This is a genomic window from Leucobacter sp. VD1 (genome assembly GCF_037150695.1).
Classification (GTDB): domain Bacteria; phylum Actinomycetota; class Actinomycetes; order Actinomycetales; family Microbacteriaceae; genus Leucobacter.
The window spans coordinates 143322-166343 of the sequence record NZ_JBBCPO010000001.1; the positions used below are offsets into that span (position 1 = coordinate 143322).

Consider the following 23022-nt stretch of genomic DNA (forward strand, 5'->3'; position numbering starts at 1 on the left):
CAGGTCATCCGTACACCTCCGCAAACGCCAGATCCCAGGCGTCACGCTCGGCCGGCGGTGCGATGAGGGCGGCGAGGATCGCCTCGGCGAGCAGCGGCGGCACCGCGTTCCCGACGACAGTGAATCGCTGCGTCTGGGTGCCTTTCCATACGGTGTCGGGAGGGAACGACTGCAGCGCGGCTGCCTCGAGCAGGGAGATTCGGACGCCCCGAGGGTCCGCCCCTTCGCCAATCTCCCGGATGCGGAACCCGCCAGGCTCCGCACCGCCCGCGTTCGCGCGGATCGTGAACGCAGGCTCATCCTGGCTTCGTGCGGGCCGCTCCCCGTGGCGCTCCACCATGCCGGAACCCATAACTTTGAACGCTTCACGAACCTCGTCCGACGGAACGGGGGCCTTGAGATACTCGCCCTTCCCGTGGTGGCCGCGGGAACCGATGATGTGCTTCGTGGTGACAGAGGTCGCCGGATAGCGGGGGTCCACTCCTCCAGGGCCGAGCCACCGGCCTGCCTCGAGCTCGTCGTAGATCTTCTTCCGAGCACCCGAGCCGCCGACCTTCTCCTTGTCCGGCCCTCCCGTTGACCTGGCGGACGCGATCGTCGGATAGGGGCGTTGCGTCATGCCCCAGCCCAGTGCCTGCGCCATCGACACCCACTTCTCGACGCCCGGATCCAGGCGGGCACGGTTCGTCTCGTAGAAACGGGAATGCGTCGGCGTCGGGGGCTCAACCTTGCCGTCGAGGCGGGCCATGAGGATCGCCCGCTTCCGCGTCTGCGGCACGCCGTACTGCTCGGCGCGGAGGATGCCCGCCCACACCGAGTAGCCGATACTGCGCAGCACGGTCGCGTAGGCGTGCCAGACCGGGAGCACCTCGGGCACCTGCTCGAGCGCGATCAGGCGGGGCCGGTGCTGCCAGATGTGCGCGAGCGGGGTGAGAACCAGTGCGGTGCGCGGGTCGAGGTTGAGTGTGGAATGCTCGAGCATCCACCCGCTGCTGTAGGCATGCCGGTCGATGAGGCTCAGCACGTCGTCGAGCGCTTTCCTACCCTCGCCCTTGCCCGCCATCGAGAACGTCTGGCAAGGCGGGGACGCGATGTAGAGATCGTGCTCGGGCACCATCTCGGAGCCGAAGAGGCCAGTCCACACGTCTCGATAGATCGTCCTCATGCCATTCGCGCTGCGCATCCGGATCGCGGACGGGGCGATCTCCACCCCGTACTCGCGGATCCCGAGACGCTCGCACGCGACACCCCAGCCGAGGCCGGCGAAGTGGTCGACTGCGGTGATCGGGGCGCTCATGCTGTACCGCCTCGGTGCTCGGCCGCTTCCTCGTCCGCTCGAAACGCGGCTCGACAGTTCGGGCATGTGCTCGCGCTGAGCGGGGCGATCGCGTTCCGGGTGCTCCCGCAGTACGAGGAGCGCCAGGAGACAGGGGAGGCCATGCAGGTGACGCCGCTCACAGCACGACCTCCCCGGTGATCGTGCGCGGCGTCGACGCGGTCATGCGCTGCAACTGCTCGTGCATGTGGTCCGCGATCATTTCGTCCGCCGCGTTCGCGCGCTCGATCAGCTCATCCGCGAGAGCGCGGGCCTGCTCGGGGGAGTAGTCCTGCACCTTCCGAAGCTGGGCGAGCTCGACGCGGTACTCGTCGTTGATCTCCACGGTCGCGATGTCGACAGTGATCTGTTCCCTGATGCTCACCAGGGCACCTCCTCCAACATATGTCGGGCCGCTTCTGCACGCCCCTTCTCGAACTCCTCGGGCACATCACGGGCGTCGACGAACGTCGACCCCGCCCACCCGCAGTCGCAGCGGAACCGCGTCAGCATGTACGTCGCCTCAGAGTTCGGCGGCCAAGGCACTTCCTGCCTGATCTTGTGCACCGACCCATCACGCACCGACTCGGCGAGCTTCATGACGAGCGGAGGATAGGCGGGCGCGCACCCGGTCTGGGCTGCGTTCTGGGCGTGCTCCGCAAGAGCCTCCGCTTCCTCGGCGAGCACGATCGCGTGATCGAACGCGGGCACGAGGTCCGCCCAAGCGATATCCCTTGCTCGGCGCAGCTTCTCGATGACGACGCTCATCAGAACGGCTGCTCATCGTCGAACCCGCCGAAAGACTGCTGCCCCTCGCTGGCCTGCTGCTGTGCGGCGGGCGACCCCCAGGCAGGCTGACCGTAGCCGCCTCCCTCGGTCTGCCCGTAGGTGGGCTGGGCCCCGTTCCCGGTCTTCGCGTACCCGCCCCCGGCGGGGCCGCTGCCACCGCGCGAGACCGCGGCCGTGGCGAACCGGAGCGAAGGTCCGACTTCCTCGACGTCGAGATCGAGTGAGGTGCGCTGCTCCCCGTTTTTGTCCGTGTACGAGCGCTGCGACAGGCGGCCCTGCACGATGACGCGCATGCCCTTCGTGAGTGACGCCGCGATGTTGTCGGCGTATTCGCCGTACGCGCGGCATCCGAGCCACAGGGGTTCGCCGTCGGCCCAGTCCCCGGACTGTCGATCGCGTACCCTCGGGGTGGAAGCAATGCGGAACGTCACCCACGATTTGCCCGACTGCGACACACGAGCCTCGGGGTCGGCGACGATGTTTCCTACTACGGTGATGAGCGGCTCTCCGGCCATGATCTATACCTCTCCCGGCTCGATGAGAGCCGTGGTTTCGTGTTCTTTCTGGACGATGCGTGCGAATTGGCCCTCGAAGCGGAGCGTGCGCACACCGGTTTCTCCCTGACGGGCCTTGGCGACGATGAAGTCGACGTCGGAGGTCTGGACGACTTTTCCGCCGACCTTCTTCTCGCCGCGGTGCAGCAGCAGCACGGTGTCCGATGCGTTCTCCAGTCCCGATGAACCTTTGAGGTCGGTGATCATCGGCCTGGGATTGGGGCGGTTCGTCATGTTGCGATTGAGCTGCTCCACGATCAGGACCGCGCAGTTGAGTTCGCGCGCCAGGCGTTTCGCGTCGTTCGCCATGTCGGCGAGGTCCTGCGGCCTGCTGCGTGAGCCGGGCGGGGAGGGGATCATGCCGAGGTAGTCGATGACGACGAGACCGAGATCCCCCTGGCGGTGAGCCGCGCGCGCGATGCCCTGGATGTTCTTCCACTGCATCTGGGCCGGTTCTCGCAGGTCGAGCGGCAAGCGTCCGATTGCGGCCACTCCATCCGCGAACGCCTCACGTCCCTGAGGCGTGAGCTGGCTGTTCAAGATGCCGCGAATGTTGACGCCCTGCATTAACGCGACGAGCCTGTTCACGAGTTCGACTGGTGACATCTCGAGCGAGATGTAGACCACCCGCTGACCCTTCTCGGCGATATGGAGTGCGAGCTGCAACGCAAAGATGCTCTTACCGGCGCCTGACCTGGCAGCGACCGTATAGAGTCCTCCGCGTCGGACCCCGTCGATCAGTGCATTTAGCGACGGCCACGGAGTCTGAGTGACTTCTGCTGGCCTATCCTGCGCCGCCAGCGCTTCTTGGAGCACGTCGCCGAGGCTCTGAGACGTCTCGAACGAACCGTCGCGCAGCTCATCGATCAAGGACGATGCCTGCTCGACGATGTCGCCGTCTGCGTCGTCCCCCGCGGCTGCTATCGCTTGGATCTTCGCGGCTGCCTCCGACAGCCTTCGCCGCTCCCCGTGCCGACGCACGATCTCGGCGTACTGCATGGCCTGGTAGCCGTACGCGCCGAGACCGTACACCTCGTGCGGGTACGTCGCGTCGAACTCGTGCGAGCGGCCGGCGGCGATCGCGCGATCGTTCACGGTGATCGGGGAGACCGTGCCGCCCCGGTCCGCGACGTCGCACATGATCGAGTACAGGGCCGAGTTCCTGGGCACGGCGAAGTCCGACTCGCGGACGATCTGCCGTACTTCCCAGATGCGAGACGGCTGATCGAACACGGCGCCCAGCATGAACGCCTCGGTCTGCGGATCGTACTCGAGCACGGTCACAGCGCCTCCCCCTCCTCGATGATGTGGATGACGTCGCCAGGGGTGATCCACCTGTGCCGGTCGGGGCCCTTGAAATACGCGGCGACTGCGGCGCGCGCATCCTCGACCTTGAAGCGCGACGGTCCAAGAGCGTCGAACCATGCCCGCGCTTCGTGCTCGCCGCGCACACGCCCGTCGAACGCTGCCGCGTAGGCGAGCAGGTTGAACGCGTCCTGCCACGACACGATCCGTGGATGGCGATCTGCGGCCTCAGAATCCGAGGGGGTGACCGACTGGCCGAGGCGGGCCTGATCGCCCGCTGTGCACCCCAGGGCGGCGCGCTCCGCGTGCGTCTTGCCGTCATGCTCCGAGCTCACGGCGCACCCCCTCGGCCTGCATCGCCCGAGCACGCTCAGCCATGCGCTCCACCGCGGTCCCGCCACCACTCGCGCGCCGGGGGAGGGGCCCGTTCTCCCACGCCTCAGCGTTCAGCCAAGACGCGGGATACTTCGTGAACGCATCCGCACGGTTCGGATCATCCCGGTAGGCGACCGCTGCAGCGAAGAGCACATCGGGCGCCGTCTTCTTGAGCGCCGACCTATAGGCGACGCGCGCCCGGCCCTTGTCCTTCTTGAGCGGGTAGACCTGCCACCACTCATCGAACGAGTGCGCACTCTGCGCATGCGCATTTGCGCATGTATCTACCTCAGAACTATCTACCTCTATAGAGAGGTACGAATGTTCGCTGGTGCCGGTAACCTCGGCACCCTGTGCCGGAAACCCACCACCCTTTCCGGCACCATGTGCCGGGAACTCGTGCGCACTGAGCGGGCGGTCCATCAGGCGGTAACCGTCGGGGAGTCGACCGCCCGACTTCGAGCCTCGCTTCACCCGCTCGACGACGCCGAGCGCTTCGAGCTCGGTGAGCGCGTCCCGCACCTTCCGCTCCGAGCAGCGCGCCTCGTCGGCGAGCGTCTCCTGCGACGGATAGTTCCCCCGGAGCCCGGCGCGAGTTGCCAGGGCGCCGAACACCATCACGGCGTAGAGCGACACGCGCTCGTGCTCCCGGAACATCCACGTTGGGATCGCTGCGAATCCTTCTGCCATCTCTCTCATCTCCTTCCTGCGTGTTGCGGGCGGTCATGCTTGCCGCCCTCGTCATCGAGCCACCACGACCGGCCCCCGAGATCTACGAACGGGATCACGTCCTCGTGGTGGCGCTCGTGCCGGCTGATCGCCCACCCGGCCGGCGCGTGCCCTTGGTGGGCGATCCCGTGGCAGCCGGTGTGGTTGCCAGACCCGCATAGCGCGAGCAGGTTCGCCATGTTGTGCTTCCCGCCACGCCCCGTGAAGCGGCGGTGATGGATCTGCGTTGCCCGCTTCCCACACCCCGCCTCGCACATGCCACCCGAGCGTTCTTCGAGAAGATCGACGTGCTCTTGCGGCATCCGGCCGGTCCGCTTGTTGCTCATGCGAACACCCCGGCCTTCGTGACCCGGAACTCGTGCACACCCGTCCACGTCATCCGATTCATCGCGTGCAGCGCCTCAAGCGTGAGCATCCCCTTCCGGGTGCGCCCTTCCACCCGCCACGGCTGCGGGTCGTCGTCGACGCGGACGACGTCGCCGACGTGGATCTCTTCGAGCTTCACCATCACGCCCTCCTCGGGTTCGAGGCGAGCTGGTAGGTGGCGAGCACGAGCTTCGACTGCGTCTGCAGGCTGCTCTTACGGGAGTCGACAAGGTCGGCGAGGCCCTTCGCATACCGGTACGCGATCTGCGCCGCGGCCTCCTCCGCCCGCTCCTGCTCGGTCGCGAGATCCACCGCCGCTGTTCGCTCGGCCGCGTTCTTCCCCTCCGCGCCGGCCTGCGCTTTCGACTTCGCCCGCAGCAGCACCTCGGCCGCGTCCCCGCGCACCCGGTCAGCCTCCTTCACGATCCACAGAGCCTTGTTCGCAACCGAGTCCACGCGCTCGAGCTGGAAGATGATCTCGTCCGGGGTGCGGATGGTGCCCGGGGCGGGCGGCTCGATCGCGATCTCCTGCCGCATCTTCGCCACCCACCCCTCGACCTCCGCGGCAGAGTGCGGCATGGCGTTCACGCCTCACCCCTGGCGAGGATCTCGGCCTTCGCTCCGCGCAGCACCTGGTCGACGGTCATGTCCTCGACGAGCACCTGGCGCAGCAGGCCCGCCTCCTTCGCCTCCCCGTAGAGCGTGCGCAGCATGTCGACCGCGATAGTCGCTTCCTCGGTCGCGAGGCACTGCTGCACGCGCTCCACCCACGCCGCCGGCTCGAACGACGGTGCATCGTCGACGACCTCGGCTTCCACGGGCTCCTCCTCCGCGGCGGGAGACGGAGCGGCCTGGGGTGCAGGCTGCGGCGCGCGCTGCACGGGCTTCGCAGTGCCCGCCTGCTGCATCTCTTCCGTTCCGTACAGGCCCGAGAGCTCGTTCGGGAAAGCCTGCCGGAGCGCCAGCATCTCCGCGCACTTTGCGAGCTGGTTCGACGGGTTGTTGATCCACTGCCCAGAAGGTTTGAGGTCACCGGTCTTCCGGTCACGAGGGCAGTAGCCAGCGTAGGTGGCAACCGCCACGAGCGGCTCTGAGAAACCCTCTCGCATTACCGCGACACGCGCCGCGGCCGGAGGTTCGCTGGACAGCCACACGTCCCGCCAGATGCCGTCGTCGCCGCACCACTCCGTCGGCTTCTTGCCCCGGTACAGTCCGGTGCGATCAGCGATCAGGCGGAACCCGTCGATCGAGATCAGCACCGTCCACTTCCCACCCATCTCCGCTGCGTAGATCTGCCGGGCAGCGGGGTCGAGCTGGGTGCGCTGGCACTGCATCAGGAACGCCTCGATCACGCCGAGCGGCGCGTCGGGCTGCTTCCCCTTCCAGTTGCTGCGATCCACGAGACCGAGCTGCTGCATGAGCGCATACTGCGAGGCCGACCACGCCTGAATGTTGGCGTCCTGCGGCAGCTTCTCCATGAGCTCAGTGCCCATCACTTCGCCTCCTTCGTCTGCTTGCCGGCGGTGATCGTTGCCCGCGCCGGCTTGCCCTTCTTCACGGCCCGCACCGTCTTCGTGTGCTGGTTCGCCAGCTCGTCGAACGCGGCCTGCAGCTTCGTCACGCGGGCCTTCGCCCGGGCGAGCTGCTGCGCTTCCTTCGGATACGCCGCCTCCGCCGCTTCAAGGTCGACCACCTCGTCGTCGAACTCCTCATCCGGGGTGCCCGGCGTGATCGTCACCCGAGCAAGCGGAGACTCCTGCGAGATGCCTCGCTCGATCGCCGCCTTGTACGAGGCCTCCTTGAGCGCCTTGCCCTCCTTCTCCGCGGCCAGACCACGGAGATAGTTCAGAGCGTTGGTGTCCTGCTCCTCGTCGATCTCGGGTGCCTCGTCGTAGTCCATGGCGGCGAGCACCAAGTCGGCGACCTCCACGAGCTGGGCGATCATCTCGTCATCCCGCGGGAACCACTCACGGGTGCGCTTCCCGGGATAGAACTCGCCTGGCCCGCCAAGGCGCACTTCGCCGTTCAGCCAGCACCCGATCGCACCGGTGACGTAGCAGCACCACATCATCTGCCACTCGTACCCGGAGGCAGCGAGCGCAGCCGACCCCCTGGGCTTAGGTGACCCCCAGGTCTTGATCTCGTCGAGCACGATGTTCCCGTCGAAGTCGACCGAGATGCCGTCGGGGGAGGCGAGGTGGCGGGAGTTGCCCGCGGCATGGAAGACCCGGGACTCAGGGGCCACCCCAAAGCCTGCGAGGTCGGCCGCGATGACTGGCTCCCGCACCTTGCCCCACTCGGTGAATGCGTTGCCGTGGAAGTTGTCGCCCTCGCGCTTCTGCTTCACGAGATCCTGGATCGCGACATCGCGGTTGCTCGCGGCCATGATCTTCGCGAGTTCAGTCGCGGTTACTCCCTGACGCCGCTCGGCGAGCCAGGCCTCCCGGTCCTGGTCCGAAGCGCCGGCACGCGACTCCAAGTCGAGCAGCGCGGGCACCGGGTCGAGATCCGTAAACGTGAGGCTCACTGTTCCTCACCGCCCCACGGGATCGAGGGCAGCTCGTCAGCACCCTCCTCGATGTCTTCGAGCGGCAGGGGAGCGTTCCCCGTGCGCTGCTCGTACCGCTCAGCGAGGAGCGTGCGCACCGTCTGCGCATCCGCACCCGTAACCGGCTCGATCTGCTTGATCCGCACCGTCGCCGTCCGAGCGCCGTCGGCCAGACTCTCGACGATGCTGTGACCGCTGACGACCACGACCGCGACCACATCACCGGGCTGGTGCCCCTTGAAGTGGTCTTCGAGGCTCTGGATGCCGTCGAGCTCCTCGTCGGGACGCTTCGACGTGTACTTGAGTACCATGATGGGTTTCCTTCCGTTGGCCCCAGCCCGGTCAGGCGGGGGAGTCTTTCTCGTAGATCCGCACCTCAGTGCGGGCCCGGTCGCCAGCGCCGTAGTGGCGCTCGACGATGAACTTTTCGATTTGCTCGTCGTCGACGAACGCGACTCCGTTGAGCGCGTCCATCGCGAGCTTCGCGAGGTTGTCGGCATCCACGCCGCGCCGCGTCGCCCGGTAGAACCTCGCCTCGACCAGCAGTCGGCCGGTGAGAGGTTCAGCGTCCGGGTAGGCCGCCCGGAACGCTGTAAGGACTCGCTTCTCCGCATCCCGGGTGCGTTTCGGCGTGAACGACCTGCCGGTCTTCGTCGCCCTCGGCCGCTCCTTCGGCAGCGGCTCGCCACCGGCCCGGAACGCGAACCTCGGCTGCCACGTCATCGGGTCGCCCTCGGCATGCGCTCTGCGAGTCGTGCCACCCAGCCACGAGCACGCAGCCCGCGACGACCCACACCGGCACCGCGGCGACCGCCACCCACCCGGGCGGGATCAGGCCGGCTACCGTGGCGAGCAGCGACGTGATCGCGAGCCCGCACAGGACCCGCCACAACAGGAGCGACGGGGAGCACCTTCGTTTTGGGGAGCGCATTCACTGCTCGCCCCGCTTCTGCTGCTCAGCGTGCGCGATGCGCCGCGTCTCTTCACAGTTCGGGCACTGACAGCCCATGCGGATCTGCTCGAGCAGCTCTCGCCCGAGCGGGGAGGACGGGTCGACCTCCATCACGCCGGACGCGACAGTGGTGCCTCGCTTCACACGGGCGATATCGGCTTCGAGCGCCTCGTTCGCGAGATCGAGCATCTCCGCGAGCGCACGCTCACGCTTCCGGCGCCGAGCCTCGGCCCGGAGCGTGAGCACGAGGTACGTACCCGACACGATCACCACCGCGACCGACGCGGCGAGGGCGAATGCTTCCATGATGGTTTCCTTCCGAAATTGGCAATGCTGTAGCTGGCCCTCCCCAGAGAGGGCGCAAAATTTGGACTGGGAGAAGAGCTGTCTTAGGAAGCTCGGCCGACGTGACGAGTCGATTCGACCCAGTCGTCGATCTCCGACTGCTCGTAAATCACCGTCTTCTGCGACGGCTTCCTCCAGTCAGGGCGGAGGCCCTTCTTCCGCCGATCCGAAAGGATCTCTACCGTGAGGCCCGGGACTCGCTCACAGACCATCTCGGGCGAGAGCCAGACCGGCTCGCGCTTGGGCGTCGACCTACCTGTGCGCAGAGCCGAAACGACGGCACTCATGCTGCGGCCCCACCCAGATCGAGCTGATCCAGCGCTGCGTACTTCTCGATGAAGTACTGCTGCCCCTTCCCGGTGACCTTCGGGGTCTTCGTGAGCAGCACATGACCGTCGGGATGCTGCCGGGTCGATTCCTTGATCTCGAACAGGCCCAGCTCCATCGATTTCTGCGTGGGCATGTTCCAGTCCGAGCCACGCCGCCGAATCAGATACCCATCGGCGCGGAGCTTCTCGAACAGGCGGTTCGCGCCGAACGCGGCTCCGTTCGCTCGGAGGATCTTCGCGAGATCACCCACCAGGATCGTCGACGGGGATGCGGCCACGGCCTCCGCGAAGTGCACCTTGGGTGCGTCCGCAGTGATCTTCGCCTCAAGCTGCTCGACACGGCGCGCGGTGATCGCGAGCGCCTGGTGCACGATCTCATCCTCCGAGAGCGCCGCCTGCACACTGTAGGATCCGGTGCGGCGGATCTGGGGGAGCACCTCCGACGTGATCCAGCGCCGGAATGCCACGGCCTCGGGCTTATCGGAACGGATCACGACTTCGTACATGCCGGCCTCGGACACTGTGGTCGCTGACTGCTTCCGACCCAGCGAGTCGATGACCTCAGTCAGGCTGAGGGCATCATCGCCGAGCGACTCGCGGATGCGGCGGGTGACTTCAGAGGGGTTGCCGATGCTGAGCACTCGGCAAAGGTCAGCGAGCACGAACCAGGGCTCGCCGTCGATGAGCACGACGCGCACGTGGTGCTCGCCGAAATCGAACGGTACGATCTGACTGGACATGCGGTTTCCTACTTTCCGGTGTTCTCGCCCCGCCGCTGCAACGGCGGGGCATCTTCGTATGGACCATGGGAGTCGATGTGGCGAGAAGAATGCAGGCCTTTACCATCAGGTCCCTCGCGCGGGTCAACAGAGGCCTGACGGGGGGCAATCGCGCGACTCGAGCACCCAGAGTGGACCGACCGAATCGCGATCAATCGGATGCATGAGCGCGTTCTCCGTAAACCGCGCTACTTCACCGACGCAGACACTCTCGAAGCCTTCATCAACAAGATCGGAATCGTTTCCGAGGGCGTCTGGATCGAGAACGACACCAAAGGAACGCCCGACTTCGCCAAGGGCGTCGATGACGTTGCGAAGCTCGCCCCGACGATCGCGAAGCGACCACTCGTGTTTCGCCGGACAATTGCTATGCGCACCCGCAGCGGCGACGGACTCACACCAGAAGGCCAGCGCATCGTCGATTACCAGCTCCGGCAGCGAACCGATGGACAGAAAGCGAGCACCGTGATTCGCGCGACTTCCCTTGATCTCCTGAACTCCGCTACCAGTGAGCTGATGCGCCATACGGAGCCGATGAAGTATCGCGATCGTCGGGCGTCGCGCCCACTTGTGGAGCCCTACTCGATCGATGAAGAAGCGACGGCGCGTCAGCAGCACGACCTTGCGAATGCGGCTCGGAGGCATGGTGCTCTTTGGGGTGCAATCTCCGGGTTCGGCACGGCCGCGCTCACCTTGGTTGGGGGCCTGATCGGCTTGTAGGTGCCTCACGCTCCCACTGCCTCACGCTGCTCGGAGGGCTCGGCCGGTACCGGCTTCACGACGATCTCGCCGAGCGCGAGCCCGAATGCGTCGGCGAGGTTCGCAATAGCGCGGAGTGAGGGCTCGTCGCCGCCCTTGTAGCGCTGCAGGGTTGCCCTGCTAATGCCCATGATGCGGGCAAGGGCTTCGTCGGACTGGATGCCGTTGTTGGTTTTGATGCGGTCGAGAAGGCCGGGGCGAAAGATCCGAGTCGGCTGACTTACATCCATGTCATTTGCTGCGTTCATGATCCAATCATCACTCTGGCAACTCGTTTCGTCAAGCCAGCAACGCAAATGGCTTGCGCGCGATACGCATGTGTCTTATTCTTGAGTCATGAATGAAGCGATGCAGTGGATCGACGATGTTCGAGGAACTGACTCCCTCCGAGGGGCAGCGCGCAAGGCGAACATCACCTCCGCCAAGCTGATCCGCCAGGTCAACGACAATCAACTCACTTTTGAAACGGTGCGCGACGTGTCCCGGGCGTATGGGCGCTCGGTGCTCGCCGACCTCATTGCCTTGGGTCATCTCAGTGAGGCCGACGCTGGAATCGAGGGAATTGAGCGCGCGCTCGCTGCTGCCACTGACGAGCAACTCGTGGTCGAGGTTGGGCGGCGCCTCGAGGTCACCCCGTCATCACTGAACTGGGATGTGCCAGTCACCGAAGCCGTGGAGCGCGCTGGGAATGTCAGTGGATCCAGGCAGGATGCCACCGTGCACGATCTCAAGGCCCGACGCCAGGCTGTTGGCCTTGACAGCGCGCTCGGCGAAGACCTCACCGCCGACGAAGCGGCCGAACTCCTCAAGACCCACCGATTCGCGGCGGATGAGCGGGACGGCCGAGACGAAGAAGCCGAAGCTGACCCGCATCCATAGAACGGAGAGACATGGACCAACATCCGATCGCGCGGCGCCTCCATGCCGAAGCTGCTCGACGCGGCATCACCATTCACCGTGCACCGCTCGAGCCGCCATTGCGCGGAGCCAGCCTTCCGGACCTGAACCTAATCATCGTCGATAAGGCCTTGGTCCTCCCGCAGTATCTCGAGACTTGCGGCCACGAACTCGGGCACAGCATCTACGGGCATGGTTGCACCGACCCCACAACCGAAGCGCAAGCATGGAGGTGGGCGACGCGGTTCCTCGTCAACGTCGACGAGTACGCGCGTTCAGAGCGAATCAATCCGCACCCGGCGGCGATTGCGCTCGACATGGACCTCACCACCAACATCATTTTTGAGTGGCGGAAGCACCACGGCAGCCAGCTCCTCACGCGGGCCGCCTAAGACGAAAGGAAATCGAGAATGGGACTCTTCGACAAGATGAAGGACACCGCCGCGCAGGCGATGTCAGAGGCCAAACAGGCCGTCTCCTTGACCCGCGCCGATGTCGCTGCCGAATCGCGGGATGAGGAGCCTGCGATTGTCGCTCCAGCAGGCACCCAGCCTCTCTACCAGGCCGTGAGTCATATTGATGGTAAGAACGCGATGGTGCGGCTTTGGCCGGATCGCATTGAGTGGGAGCGGAAGCGCGGTGTATCGGGAGCGAAGATCACCGCCGGTGTCATGACCGGAGGGCTCTCGATGCTCGCGACTGGTGTGAAAGGTGGCAAGGACGCATACGACATGCTGCTTCTGGAGCACGTGACCAACGTGTCAAACCGCAAAGATGGGATGCTCTACCATCTCGTAGAAGTCCAGACTGCATCCGGCGGGGCGGTCAACACGATCGGATTCCGCGTGAGTCGCGATGAAGCTGCTGACTTCCGTCAGGCCATCCTCAACGCGATCCAAGCTCGCAAGACGGGGTCGGCCACTCAGGTCAATGTAACGGTCGCTCAGCAAACCGCTGCATCGGCACCCTCCACGGCGCCCGACTATGCAGCTCAGCTGCAGCAGCTCGCAGGGTTGCGCGACGCCGGCGTGCTCACAGACGAGGAGTTCGCGATGAAGAAGGCCGAGATTCTCTCTCGCATGTAGAAGTTTGCCGACACAAAAGACCCCCGCAGCGCGTTCCGCCGGCAAGCAAGAATCGCGCCACGAGGGCCATAGACACGATCCACCAGGAAGGTGAACCGATGGAGATAACGATAGTCGAGCGCGCCCGAATCGCGGTGAACTGATGGCCACGATCAAGCCGTACGAGACTGCAGCAGGGAAGCGCTACCGGGTGCGGTATCGAAAGCCGGATGGTGCGCAGACCGACAAGAGGGGTTTCAGGACGAAGCGTGAGGCTGAGCTCTTCCTCGCGTCGACGACGATCTCGAAAGCGACTGGCGAATACATCGACCCGCAGGCCGGACGCACCACGGTTCGAGTGATCGGTGCGGCTTGGCTCGCCGCGCAGACGCACCTCAAGCCGTCCTCTAAGGCGGCGTTCGCGGGGTCGTGGCGCACACACGTTGAACCCCAATGGGGTGACCGTCAAGTCGCATCGATCAACTACTCCGAGATCCAGGCGTGGGTGTCGGAACTCACCGCGGGCATCCCTGGACCCGAGGAAAGGGAGTGGGTGCGGAAGCCGAAGAGTGCTACGACAGTGCACCGCGCCCATAGCGTGCTCTCCGCGGTGCTCGATGCGGCAGCACGCGACCGCCTCATAGCGTCGAACCCTGCCCGAGGAGTGAAGCTGCCACGTAAGGTAGGCCGACGCCACGCCTACCTCACACACGCGCAGGTCGCCCACCTCGCCCGCGAAGCCAAAGAGCACTCGTTGCTGGTCAACCTGCTCGCTTACACCGGTCTTCGATGGGGAGAAGCGACCGCACTGCACGTCTCCGACATCGACCAGATGCGGAAGCGGCTGCGCGTCTCTCGCAACGCCGTAACCGTGGCAGGGAAGATCATCCCTGGCACACCAAAGACGCACCGCGCCCGGACTGTGCCTGTCCCAGCCTTCCTCCTCGCTGACCTGCTCGAACAAGTCGAAGGACGCGGGCCCGACGCGCTCGTCATCGGCGACGGAGTGACGCATCAGTCGGCGCCGGCGGCGGGCCGTAACTGGTTCTCCGGCGCCGTGAAGCGATGCCGAGCGATCGACAGTACTTTCCCGGTCATCACGCCGCATGACCTTCGCCACACGGCTGCGTCGCTGGCTATCCAGGCTGGAGCGAACGTGAAGGCGGTGCAGCGGATGCTTGGGCATGCGTCTGCGGCGATGACGCTCGACGTCTACGCTGACCTCTTCGAGGACGATCTCGATGCGGTTGGTGCGGCGATGGATGACGCCCGGCGTGCCCACATTTTGCCCACACTTGACCACCCACAACGCCCCCTGAGGTCCCTCGACGCCCCTCAAGTTCCGCAGATTCATGCGGAGCTTGAGGCGGCGACTGGGGCCTGATGCTATTCGATTCCTCTCCAGGGCACTTTGCCGCTCCGCTGTCGCTCTGGGCCCACCGACGGTCAACGCGACGGTTATGGTGGGGGCATGGCCACGCACTTTTACAGAGCGTCGACCCTCGACGGTTTTATCGCGACCCTTGATCACTCGCTCGAGTGGCTGTTCGCGCACGATTTCGATCTTGAAGGGCCGATGGCGTATCCCGCCTTCATTGAGGGGGTCGGGGCGCTCGTCATGGGTGCCTCCACTTACGAGTGGCTGCTGCGCAACGAGCAGACCTGGGGCTACACGCAGCCGACGTGGGTGCTCACCCATCGTGAGCTGCCCGTTCCGGAAGGCGCCGATGTGCGCTTCGCGCAGGGCAAGGTGCAGGATCTGCACGAGGCGATCACCGCGTCGGCCGGGGAGCGCGACGTCTGGGTGGTGGGTGGCGGAGACCTCGCCGGTCAGTTTGCAGAGGCGGGGCTGCTCGACGAATTCTGGGTGCAGTTCGCGCCGGTGATGCTCGGCGAGGGGCGTCCGCTGCTGCCTCGCCGCCTCGATCTCGAACTCATCGACACCGTGCGCAACCGCGACTTCGTCTGCGCCCGCTACCGGGTGCGGCCCACTGCCGAACGGCCGGAGGCCGCTTGAACGCCATCCCGTAGCCCTCGCAGCCGCGCAGCTGGGCTGTATGCACAACGGGGTGTACGGTTGCACTGTGAGCTTGGGGGAGAAGCAGATCGTTGTCAGCGCTGGTGCTCGTGATTCCGGCGCCCGTGTCGTGATACCTGGCTTGGCGCGGAGATGGTGGGTGCTTCTGACGTGCGCCACTGTGGTGCTGGTGATCACCTACGTGCTTGCGGTGCAGACGGCGGGCGGCCAATCGCTTGAGAACGCAGCGCTCAGGGGTGCGGATCAGGTGTCAGACCCTGACTCGGATCAGGCCTGGAAGAGTCTGGGCCAGATCACCGTCTGGAGCCTTGCCGTGGGCACGGTGCTCATCGGACTCATCGGAGTGCTGCGAAAAAAGTACCTGCTTGCCGCCGTGGCAGTGGGCACGATCGTGGGCGGCCAAGTCGTCACCCAGTCGCTCAAGCGGTTCATTCTGCCCCGCCCGGAGCTGGTCCCGGTGACCGGCGACTTCGTGCAGAACTCGTTCCCCAGCGGTCACACTACGATTGCGATGACTGCGTTGGTTGCGGTGCTCCTCGTGGTGCCGTTCCGTTATCGTGGCTTGGCGATGTTCGTGGTGATGACGTGGGCGATCGGCATCGGTGCCTACACTGTCACGGCGAAGTGGCACCGTTTCTCTGACACCCTGGGCGGTGACATGGTGGCCCTGATGATGGGGGCGATCGCCGCCCTTATCTTGCACCGTGCCGGCAGAATCTCGCGCGTTGATCGTGCGCCGAAACTGCGGGTTGTGTATGTGGTGCTGATGGCCTTCGGTGCGGCGGTGCTGCTCGCGCTCGGCGTGCTGCTCGTAGTTGGATCTTTGGCGTATACGCTGCAAGATCCGGTTATTGAATGGAACTTGTACCTTGCCGCGCACTCGCTGGCTATGGCGTGCTCGGTGCTCGCCGGCCTGGTCTATTGGGCGAGTTGGCGAAAGCTAGAGGTCGCATAGCTCAGGATGTGAGTGGATCGGGGCGCCTGCCATCGCGCTGTGCTGCCGCTCCTGCGAGCACCACGAGCACGACTCCGGCGAACTGCATGGGCGTGGGGGTCTGGCTGAGCACGATGAGCCCGATCAGGACGCCGAATGCGGGTTCGATCGAGAGCAGTGTTCCGAGTGCGGTGTGGGTCATCCGTCGGAGCGCGAGCATTTCCAGGCCGAATGAGATGACGGGTGTGATGAGCGCGATGAGTGCGGCGAGCCCCACCACTCGCCAGTCGGGTGCGCCTTCGATCACCTGCGGCAGCCCGAACGCCGTGGTGAACACTGCCGCGATGGGGATGGTGATGGACAGGCCGATGATGCCTGAGAAGCGGTCGCCGATGACCTGTGTGAGCACGTTGTAGAGCCCCCAGCACACGCCCGCGAGCAGTGCGAAGCCGACGCCCAGCAGTTCGACGCGCCCGTGCCAGGGCTCGGTCATCAGCACCACGCCCACCAGGGCAAGCCCCGGCCAGACCAGCCCGCTCCGCCGCCGGCTCGCGATGCCGGCCACCGCAAGCGGCCCGAGGAACTCGATCGCGACGGCGGTGCCGAGCGGAATGCGCTCGACCGCGGCGAGGAAGAACGTGGTCATGAATCCGGTGACCGCGCCGAGGGCGAGCAGTGCTGGGAGATCCCGGAGCTTGATCGACCGCAGCGAGGGCCGCACGATGATCCAGAGGAAGACCGCGCCGAAACACATGCGCAGCCAGGCGGTGCCCGCGGCACCGGCCTGCTCGATCACCCCGACGGAGAGCGCGTTCGAGACTTGGATGAGCAGCATCGCGGCGATGGCCATCGTCCACGGCGGAATACCAGTGCGGGGCGTGGGTGTTGCGGGGGAGAACGAAGCTGACATGAATGGGTCGGCGTCTACAGCGGTGGCTCGATGAGCAGGCTCGCGCGCTCGGCGAGGAACGACGCGAGCGTGGGCGCGCCGGTGAGCGGTGCGCCTGCGCGCCACCGCACACGCACCTCACCCTCGGCAAAACCGACGGGGCTGTCGGGGCTCTCGGATGTCGCGGTGAGTGAGGCCGCCAGTGAGGCTGGGTCGAGGCGGATCGCGGCCGCATCGAAGTTGACAGGTGTTCCCGCCGGATAGCCGCCGCGCAGGGCTGCGGCTGCGATCTCGCGGCGTTCTTCGCGAGACACTGACTGGTAGCCGGGTCTGCCCCGTTCGGCGGCGCGGGTTGCCCGGCCCGCCGCGAAGAGCTGCCCGTCGTCGCCGAGCAGCAGCGCGCCGAGGCGCCAGACTTCGCCGAGCGCCTGCATGGTGGCTGGTCGTGTCCACAGCAGTACGCGCCGCGGCGGCACATACTCCGCGAGGGCTTCGGGTGCCACTCCGGCCGATCTCAGCGCCGCGGCGGTCTCCGCGCACGCTTGCGCAGCTCGTGCTGCGGCGTCGGAGATCTCAGCCGTCATGCGGCCAGTGTAGCCGCCGTTAGACTGTGGCCGGTGACCGTCTCATCAGCTGCGCAGAGCGCCGCCCGCCGTGCCACGATCCGCGCCATGCTGCTGGTGCTCGTCGGGGCGATTGGCGTGCAGGGCTCGGCTGCGATCGCGATCGGCCTGTTCGACGAGCTGGGCGTGCTGGGCACGAGTTCGGTGCGTATGTCGATTGCGGCGCTGGTATTGCTGGCGGTGTTTCGACCGAGCTTGCGTGGGCGCAGTGGCCGCGAGTGGCTTGCCATTGTGCTCTACGGCGTTGCTATGGCGGCGATGAATGCGTTCCTCTACCTCGCGCTCGGCAGCCTGCCGCTCGGGGTCGCCACGACGATCGACTTTCTCGGGCCGTGCCTCGTCGCCCTGGCGGCGTCGAGGCGGCCCCGGGAGGGACTGCTCGCGGTCGCCGCCCTGATCGGAGTCGGTCTGATCGCGGGCTTCGGCGGGCCTTTCGAGCCGATGGGTCTAGTGTTCGCGGCCCTTGCGGGCGCGTCGTTCGGTCTGTACACGCTGCTTGCGGCGCGCGTCGGCCAGTCCGAGGGTGGGCTGCCGAGTGTGGCGCTTGCTGTGGTGGTTGCTGCGGTGCTCATGCTGCCGTTCTCGGTGCCGGTGGTGCCGCTGCTGCAGCCGCAGCATGTAGTGCCGTTGCTTTCCTCGGCGCTGCTGGGTACGGCACTTGCCTTTACGGTTGACACGATGGCTGGTCGGCTCACTTCTGCGCGGGTGCTGGGTGTGTTTTTCGCGTTCGATCCGGTGGTGGGTACTGTGATCGGGGCCGTGTTCTTGGGCCAGTTGCTGACTCCGGTTGCGGTTGTGGGTGTGGTGCTGGTGGTTGTGGCCGGTGCCGGCATTGTGTGGTTGGCGGGGGAGCGACGCTCGCCGTAGCTGGTGCCGCCGTTGCCCTCTTGAAGAGCCCTATGCTGGCGGTGTGACTGATCAAACTGCGGCCCAGGGGGCTGAATCGCTTGAGGTTGAGCGCAAGTACGAGGCTGCGATTGGGTTGCGACTGCCCGGTGCGGATGCGTTTGCGGCAGCGGGTTTCGTGGCGCGGGAGCCAGACGTGCAGCGCCTCTCTGCGCGCTATTTCGATACTTCGAACGGTGACGTGGCCCGTGGCGGCTTCGCGGTGCGGGTGCGGCAGGGCGGCAAGGACGACGGCTGGCATCTGAAGCAGCGCACTGTGCAGGGCACTCGCGAGTTGTTGTGGCCGTACAGTGCCGAGATGCCGCAGGCGCTGCGGGAGGAGATTGAGGGGCGGATCGGCGTCTCGTTCGATCGCCTACTGCCGATCGCTGAGCTAGAGACCGAGCGCACGACCATGGTGCTGTGCGATGCGGCGGGGCGGGAACTTGTGGAAATCGCGGATGACAGGGTGCGCGCCCGCGAGGGGGTCACTGGTGTGCGTCGTGTCTGGCGGGAATGGGAGGCTGAGCTGCTGCCCGCCGCCGGTTCGAGTGATGCCGGTGCGGCGGTGCTTGATCGTGTGGAGCCGGTGCTGCTCGCGGCCGGCGCGACGCCGTCGCTGAGCTTTGCGAAGATTGCTCGGGCGACGGGGCAACTGATCGCAGTGGCTCGGGCCGCTGGGGCAGAGGATACGGAGATCGCCGCTCTCGAACAGCTTGATGCCTCGGATCGCCGGGCTGCTCAGGAAGAGACGCCGTAGGCTGGTGCTATGAGCAGCGGATCGAAATCTCGGAAGCAGCGCGATGAGCAGGATGAGGCCTCGCAGCGGGCGCGTCGCAAGCAGTTCATCGTGGCGCTGGTGATCGGCGCCGTGGTAGGTGTGGTGATTGCGGCACTCACACAATTCTGGCTGTGGCTGCCTGCTGGCCTCGCCATGGGGCTTGCGACGGGTGCCATCATGAAGCCGCCTACCGAGTAGCCGGGCGCCCACTCGCCCGGGAATGTAAATGCCATTGACATTCCCATTTACATTCGGCTCGTAGTGTGCGAGGATCAGTGAGGAAATCGAGGACGAGGATCCCATGCAACCCACCATTTTCGAAACCAACCGCCCCGCCGCGAAGATCATCGACGACTCGCTGGCCGATACGAAGCTCGGAGTCTTCTGGACCGAAGACGTCGCCGACGCCGCACGCTACCCAGCGCTCGACGGCGATCAGCGCGGCGACGACGCAGTCGTCGGCGGCGGCTACGCGGGCCTTTGGACGGCCATCAAGCTGAAGAACGAACACCCCGAGCGTCGCGTTGTGCTGCTCGAAGCGATGCAGGTCGGTTGGGCCGCGAGCGGCCGCAACGGCGGCTTCTGCGAGGCGAGCATCACGCACGGCGAACCCAACGCCGAGTCGCGCTGGCCCAACGAGACCGGCACGCTGCGCCGCCTCGGCTACGAGAATCTCGATGCGATCGAGCGCTTCATCGACGAGCACGGTCTCGACGTCGACTTCGAGCGCACCGGTCAGCTCTCCGTCGCGAACGAGCCCTACCAGGCCGAATGGCTCGGCGAGAGCGACGATCCGCACGTGGTCACCCTCGACCGTGAGCAGGTGCAGCAGCGCATTGCCTCGCCCACCTTCCTTGGCGGCGAGTTCGCGCCCCGTGAGAACGCGAACCTGCATCCCGCCAAGCTGGCAGCAGAGCTCGCGCGTCACGCCGCCTCCATCGGCGTCGAGATCTACGAGCAGACCCCGGTCACACGCCTCGACGGCTCGGCTGATGCGCCGATCCGCCTCACCACCGAATCCGGCACCGTGACCGCAGAGCGGGTTGCCCTCTGCACCAACGTCTTCCCGTCGCTGCTGAAGCGCTACCGTTTCCACACCGTGCCCGTATACGACTACGTGCTCATGACCGAACCGCTCACCGACGAGCAGCTGGCCTCGATCGGGTGGGAGGGTCGCGAAGGCCTCGCCGACATGGCGAACCAGTTCCACTACTCCCGACTCACCAAGGACAACCGCATTCTCTGGGGCGGTTACGACGCGGTCTACTTCGCGGGCGGTCGCATCAAGCGAGAGCACGAAGACCGCATGGAGAGCCACCGCAAGCTCGCCAGCCACTTCTTCACCACCTTCCCCCAGCTCGCTGGCGTCAAGTTCACCCACCGCTGGGCCGGCGTCATCGACACCTCGACCCGCTTCTGCGCGTTCTTCGGGCAGGCCCACGGCGGTCGTGTGCAGTACGTCGCGGGCTTCACAGGATTGGGCGTGGGGGCTACGCACTTCGCCGCCGATGTGCTCCTCGACCGTTTCGAGGGCCGCGTCACCGAGCGCACCGAGCTCGAAATGGTGAAGCAGGTGCCGCTGCCCTTCCCGCCTGAGCCCGCGGCGTCGATCGGCATCAACCTCACTCGCTGGGCGCTCGACCGAGCCGACCACAACGACGGCAAGCGCAATCTGCTGCTGAAAACGCTCGACGCGCTGGGACTGGGGTTCGACTCATGAGCGAGCTGCTGCCCAACGACATGAATCTGGCCGTAAACGGGCGCACCCTCGGTGTCGACCTCGAAGACGTGCCCGCCGAAGACGTCGTCTCGGGCTCACCGCAGCAGGGCGTCGCCGAGCTCGGCAGCATCGGCGGTGCAGAAGCGGGCATTTGGGAGCTGCGCGGGGGAGTGGTCACGGACACCGAGGTCGACGAGCTGTTCGTCGTGCTCTCGGGGAGTGCGCTGATCGAGTTCCTCGATGAGGATCGCACCGTTGAGGTGGGTGCTGGTGACGTGATGCGTCTCCTCGCCGGTTCCCGCACCCGGTGGACCGTCGAAGATCACATCCGCAAGGTCTACATCTCGGCCGAGTAGGCGCGCAGGTGGCACTCAGCGCATTAGGATAATGCGTTGGCGCGAGCGCGCCGATCCCGAACCTGAAGGAGCCACCAATGGCGCTGCCCTGGAAGCTGCACCGAGACGGCAAGCACGTCTCTCCCGATGCGATCGTGCTGCCCGAGGAGCGCATGACCTGGCCCCGTACGATCGGCTTCGGCGCTCAGCACGTCGTCGCGATGTTCGGCGCCACGTTCCTGGTGCCGCTCATCACGGGCTTCAGCCCGACCGCGACCCTGTTCTTCTCGGGCCTCGGCACGCTGCTCTTCCTGCTCCTCACCGGCAACCGCCTGCCGAGCTACCTCGGTTCCTCCTTCGCGTTCATCGCGCCCATCATGGCGGCCAGCGCCGGTGGTAGCGACAGCGCTGAGGGGCTTGCGCGCGCCTCCTTCGGTATCCTCGCCATCGGCGTGCTGATGGCGATCGTCGGCATCATCGTCGCGAAGTGGGGCACCGGGTGGATCAACGCCCTCATGCCGCCCGTGGTGATGGGTGCGATTGTTGCGCTTATCGGCTTCAACCTCGGCCCTGCAGTGAAGAACAACTGGAACGCGACCGAGCTTTCCGGCTGGGTGGCGCTCATCACCCTCGTGGCGATGCTGCTCATCACGGTGCTGTTCCGCGGCCTCATCGGCCGCCTCTCGATTGTGCTCGGTGTGGCCGTCGGGTACATCGCGGCAGTAGCGATGGGCGAGGTTGACTTTGCATCGGTCAATGACGCGGCGTGGATCGGTCTGCCCGCCTTCCACGCTGTCGGCAACCCCTTCGCCGATCCGACGCTCTGGGGTCTCTTGCCCGCGTTCCTGCCTGTCGTGCTCGTGCTCATCGCTGAGAACGTGGGCCACGTGAAGAGCGTCGGCCTCATGATCGGTCGCGACCTCGACCCGGTAACGGGCCGCGCTCTGCTCGCTGACGGCATCTCCACGGTGCTCGCCGGCTTCGGCGGCGGATCGGGCACCACCACCTACGGCGAGAACATCGGCGTCATGGCTGCCACGCGCGTCTACTCGACCGCTGCCTATTGGGTGGCCGGCATCATCGCAGTGCTGCTCAGCTTCTCGCCGAAGATCGGCGCCCTCATCAACACGATCCCCGCGGGTGTGCTCGCGGGCGTTACCGTCGCGCTCTACGGCCTTATCGGCCTGATCGGTGTGAAGATCTGGATCGACAACAAGGTCGACTTCGGCAAGCCCATCAACCAGTTCACCGCGGCTGTGGCGCTCATTGTCGGCATCGCAGATTTCACGCTGCAGCTCGGCTCGGTGATGTTTAACGGTATCGCTCTCGGCACCATCGCTGCGATCGCCGTTTACCACCTCATGAGTGGGCTGTCGAAGCTGCGCGGCGGTGAAGTGCAGGTGGCGGATCCGGTGGTGACTGCCGAGACCGGCGCGAGCCGCGCTCCAGCCAAGCACTAGCACTGTCTGCTCGGCCCGCCGACTGTCGGGCCGTGCCGCAGGCTCGGAGCACACCGATGTTTCGGATCCGCACCCCGCACAGCGGTCCGAAACATCGGTGTACTCCGTGAGAACGCGCTGAGTCGCGGCGAAACACCGCCTGGGTTGCGGCGATTTTCGGCATGGCCGCTTAGGGTGGCCGTGTGTGGAGTGTAGATCGGCGACGGCAGAACGGTGCCAATGGTCGCAGCAAGGGAGCGCCGGATGAGGCG

The 23022-nt window shown here is 66.0% G+C and carries 33 protein-coding genes; 13 read left to right on the forward strand and 20 right to left on the reverse strand.

What is annotated here, in order from left to right; all coding sequences use genetic code 11:
- Nucleotides 1-4 precede the first annotated feature (4 nt).
- The 17 genes from WFL22_RS00695 to WFL22_RS00775 all read right to left on the reverse strand — a co-directional run bounded on the left by WFL22_RS00695 (nucleotide 5) and on the right by WFL22_RS00775 (nucleotide 10347).
- The gene (locus WFL22_RS00695) at nucleotides 5-1297 is read right to left on the reverse strand and encodes a DNA cytosine methyltransferase (protein WP_336991060.1); all 1293 of its coding nucleotides are present in this window, start codon (nucleotides 1295-1297) and stop codon (nucleotides 5-7) included.
- Between the two features lie 157 nt (nucleotides 1298-1454).
- Entirely contained in the window at nucleotides 1455-1700 is a 246-nt protein-coding gene (locus tag WFL22_RS00700) for a hypothetical protein (RefSeq protein WP_336991061.1), read from the reverse strand.
- Nucleotides 1697-2083: a hypothetical protein gene (locus WFL22_RS00705; protein ID WP_336991062.1), complete on the reverse strand. Its 387-nt coding sequence runs from the start codon at nucleotides 2081-2083 to the stop codon at nucleotides 1697-1699. Before WFL22_RS00705 ends, WFL22_RS00700 begins: the two co-directional genes overlap by 4 nt.
- On the reverse strand, nucleotides 2083-2619 hold the full coding sequence (gene ssb, locus WFL22_RS00710; RefSeq protein ID WP_336991064.1) for a single-stranded DNA-binding protein: 537 nt from the start codon (nucleotides 2617-2619) through the stop codon (nucleotides 2083-2085). Before ssb ends, WFL22_RS00705 begins: the two co-directional genes overlap by 1 nt.
- 3 nt (nucleotides 2620-2622) lie before the next feature.
- A complete protein-coding gene (locus WFL22_RS00715; protein ID WP_336991065.1) occupies nucleotides 2623-3942 on the reverse strand; it encodes a replicative DNA helicase in 1320 nt (439 codons plus the stop codon).
- Complete coding sequence (locus tag WFL22_RS00720; RefSeq protein WP_336991066.1) at nucleotides 3939-4298, reverse strand: hypothetical protein; 360 nt, start codon at nucleotides 4296-4298, stop codon at nucleotides 3939-3941. The genes WFL22_RS00715 and WFL22_RS00720 overlap by 4 nt, the downstream gene beginning before the upstream one ends.
- Complete coding sequence (locus tag WFL22_RS00725; protein ID WP_336991068.1) at nucleotides 4282-5028, reverse strand: helix-turn-helix domain-containing protein; 747 nt, start codon at nucleotides 5026-5028, stop codon at nucleotides 4282-4284. The genes WFL22_RS00720 and WFL22_RS00725 overlap by 17 nt, the downstream gene beginning before the upstream one ends.
- 5 nt (nucleotides 5029-5033) lie before the next feature.
- On the reverse strand, nucleotides 5034-5393 hold the full coding sequence (locus tag WFL22_RS00730; protein WP_336991070.1) for a hypothetical protein: 360 nt from the start codon (nucleotides 5391-5393) through the stop codon (nucleotides 5034-5036).
- Nucleotides 5390-5575 carry a hypothetical protein gene (locus WFL22_RS00735; protein WP_336991072.1) on the reverse strand — a complete coding sequence of 62 codons (186 nt, stop codon included), beginning with the start codon at nucleotides 5573-5575 and terminating at the stop codon, nucleotides 5390-5392. Before WFL22_RS00735 ends, WFL22_RS00730 begins: the two co-directional genes overlap by 4 nt.
- Complete coding sequence (locus WFL22_RS00740; RefSeq protein WP_336991074.1) at nucleotides 5575-6012, reverse strand: hypothetical protein; 438 nt, start codon at nucleotides 6010-6012, stop codon at nucleotides 5575-5577. The genes WFL22_RS00735 and WFL22_RS00740 overlap by 1 nt, the downstream gene beginning before the upstream one ends.
- Nucleotides 6013-6017: 5 nt before the next feature.
- Complete coding sequence (gene bet, locus WFL22_RS00745; RefSeq protein WP_336991076.1) at nucleotides 6018-6926, reverse strand: phage recombination protein Bet; 909 nt, start codon at nucleotides 6924-6926, stop codon at nucleotides 6018-6020.
- Nucleotides 6926-7960, reverse strand: coding sequence for a YqaJ viral recombinase family protein (locus tag WFL22_RS00750; RefSeq protein ID WP_336991078.1), 1035 nt, complete (start codon nucleotides 7958-7960; stop codon nucleotides 6926-6928). The genes bet and WFL22_RS00750 overlap by 1 nt, the downstream gene beginning before the upstream one ends.
- Complete coding sequence (locus WFL22_RS00755) at nucleotides 7957-8292, reverse strand: hypothetical protein (protein WP_336991079.1); 336 nt, start codon at nucleotides 8290-8292, stop codon at nucleotides 7957-7959. The genes WFL22_RS00750 and WFL22_RS00755 overlap by 4 nt, the downstream gene beginning before the upstream one ends.
- 31 nt (nucleotides 8293-8323) lie before the next feature.
- Nucleotides 8324-8704 (reverse strand): RusA family crossover junction endodeoxyribonuclease, encoded by a 381-nt coding sequence (locus WFL22_RS00760; RefSeq protein WP_336991081.1) that lies wholly within the window; start codon nucleotides 8702-8704, stop codon nucleotides 8324-8326.
- Between the two features lie 208 nt (nucleotides 8705-8912).
- Complete coding sequence (locus tag WFL22_RS00765) at nucleotides 8913-9239, reverse strand: hypothetical protein (RefSeq protein ID WP_336991083.1); 327 nt, start codon at nucleotides 9237-9239, stop codon at nucleotides 8913-8915.
- An 83-nt stretch (nucleotides 9240-9322) separates the two neighbouring features.
- Nucleotides 9323-9565, reverse strand: coding sequence for a hypothetical protein (locus WFL22_RS00770; protein ID WP_336991085.1), 243 nt, complete (start codon nucleotides 9563-9565; stop codon nucleotides 9323-9325).
- Nucleotides 9562-10347, reverse strand: coding sequence for a phage antirepressor (locus WFL22_RS00775; RefSeq protein ID WP_336991087.1), 786 nt, complete (start codon nucleotides 10345-10347; stop codon nucleotides 9562-9564). The genes WFL22_RS00770 and WFL22_RS00775 overlap by 4 nt, the downstream gene beginning before the upstream one ends.
- Nucleotides 10348-10545: 198 nt before the next feature.
- On the opposite strand from WFL22_RS00775, the gene WFL22_RS00780 reads away from it, so the two are divergent.
- On the forward strand, nucleotides 10546-11106 hold the full coding sequence (locus WFL22_RS00780; RefSeq protein WP_336991089.1) for a hypothetical protein: 561 nt from the start codon (nucleotides 10546-10548) through the stop codon (nucleotides 11104-11106).
- Between the two features lie 5 nt (nucleotides 11107-11111).
- Here the strand turns inward: WFL22_RS00780 and WFL22_RS00785 are convergent, their stop codons facing one another.
- Nucleotides 11112-11393: a helix-turn-helix domain-containing protein gene (locus tag WFL22_RS00785; protein ID WP_336991091.1), complete on the reverse strand. Its 282-nt coding sequence runs from the start codon at nucleotides 11391-11393 to the stop codon at nucleotides 11112-11114.
- An 88-nt stretch (nucleotides 11394-11481) separates the two neighbouring features.
- On the opposite strand from WFL22_RS00785, the gene WFL22_RS00790 reads away from it, so the two are divergent.
- From WFL22_RS00790 to WFL22_RS00815, 6 genes are all read left to right on the forward strand, one after another.
- Nucleotides 11482-12024, forward strand: coding sequence for a hypothetical protein (locus WFL22_RS00790; protein ID WP_336991092.1), 543 nt, complete (start codon nucleotides 11482-11484; stop codon nucleotides 12022-12024).
- A gap of 11 nt (nucleotides 12025-12035) precedes the next feature.
- Nucleotides 12036-12434, forward strand: coding sequence for a hypothetical protein (locus WFL22_RS00795; protein ID WP_336653041.1), 399 nt, complete (start codon nucleotides 12036-12038; stop codon nucleotides 12432-12434).
- Between the two features lie 18 nt (nucleotides 12435-12452).
- Nucleotides 12453-13127 (forward strand): SHOCT domain-containing protein, encoded by a 675-nt coding sequence (locus tag WFL22_RS00800; protein WP_336991093.1) that lies wholly within the window; start codon nucleotides 12453-12455, stop codon nucleotides 13125-13127.
- Nucleotides 13128-13269: 142 nt separating this feature from the next.
- Nucleotides 13270-14490, forward strand: a complete 1221-nt coding sequence (locus WFL22_RS00805; RefSeq protein WP_336991095.1) for a tyrosine-type recombinase/integrase — start codon at nucleotides 13270-13272, stop codon at nucleotides 14488-14490.
- An 87-nt stretch (nucleotides 14491-14577) separates the two neighbouring features.
- Nucleotides 14578-15123, forward strand: coding sequence for a dihydrofolate reductase family protein (locus WFL22_RS00810; RefSeq protein ID WP_336991097.1), 546 nt, complete (start codon nucleotides 14578-14580; stop codon nucleotides 15121-15123).
- Nucleotides 15124-15283: 160 nt separating this feature from the next.
- Entirely contained in the window at nucleotides 15284-16099 is an 816-nt protein-coding gene (locus WFL22_RS00815; RefSeq protein ID WP_336991099.1) for a phosphatase PAP2 family protein, read from the forward strand.
- A 1-nt stretch (nucleotide 16100) separates the two neighbouring features.
- Here WFL22_RS00815 and WFL22_RS00820 read toward each other — a convergent pair whose 3' ends face one another.
- Both WFL22_RS00820 and WFL22_RS00825 read right to left on the reverse strand, forming a co-directional pair.
- Nucleotides 16101-16988, reverse strand: coding sequence for an EamA family transporter (locus WFL22_RS00820; protein WP_336991101.1), 888 nt, complete (start codon nucleotides 16986-16988; stop codon nucleotides 16101-16103).
- Nucleotides 16989-17002: 14 nt separating this feature from the next.
- On the reverse strand, nucleotides 17003-17551 hold the full coding sequence (locus WFL22_RS00825) for a hypothetical protein (RefSeq protein ID WP_336991103.1): 549 nt from the start codon (nucleotides 17549-17551) through the stop codon (nucleotides 17003-17005).
- A gap of 33 nt (nucleotides 17552-17584) precedes the next feature.
- Between WFL22_RS00825 and WFL22_RS00830 the strand changes: the two genes are divergently transcribed.
- The 6 genes from WFL22_RS00830 (at nucleotide 17585) to WFL22_RS00855 (ending at nucleotide 22771) form a co-directional block, all read left to right on the forward strand.
- Nucleotides 17585-18457, forward strand: coding sequence for an EamA family transporter (locus WFL22_RS00830; RefSeq protein ID WP_336651590.1), 873 nt, complete (start codon nucleotides 17585-17587; stop codon nucleotides 18455-18457).
- A 43-nt stretch (nucleotides 18458-18500) separates the two neighbouring features.
- Nucleotides 18501-19235 (forward strand): CYTH domain-containing protein, encoded by a 735-nt coding sequence (locus WFL22_RS00835; protein ID WP_336991105.1) that lies wholly within the window; start codon nucleotides 18501-18503, stop codon nucleotides 19233-19235.
- Between the two features lie 9 nt (nucleotides 19236-19244).
- Nucleotides 19245-19454, forward strand: coding sequence for an HPP family protein (locus WFL22_RS00840; RefSeq protein WP_336651588.1), 210 nt, complete (start codon nucleotides 19245-19247; stop codon nucleotides 19452-19454).
- A gap of 103 nt (nucleotides 19455-19557) precedes the next feature.
- Entirely contained in the window at nucleotides 19558-20976 is a 1419-nt protein-coding gene (locus WFL22_RS00845) for an NAD(P)/FAD-dependent oxidoreductase (RefSeq protein WP_336991106.1), read from the forward strand.
- The gene (locus WFL22_RS00850; protein ID WP_336651586.1) at nucleotides 20973-21332 is read left to right on the forward strand and encodes a cupin domain-containing protein; all 360 of its coding nucleotides are present in this window, start codon (nucleotides 20973-20975) and stop codon (nucleotides 21330-21332) included. The genes WFL22_RS00845 and WFL22_RS00850 overlap by 4 nt, the downstream gene beginning before the upstream one ends.
- 77 nt (nucleotides 21333-21409) lie before the next feature.
- Nucleotides 21410-22771: a uracil-xanthine permease family protein gene (locus WFL22_RS00855; protein WP_336651585.1), complete on the forward strand. Its 1362-nt coding sequence runs from the start codon at nucleotides 21410-21412 to the stop codon at nucleotides 22769-22771.
- The last annotated feature ends 251 nt before the right edge of the window (nucleotides 22772-23022 follow it).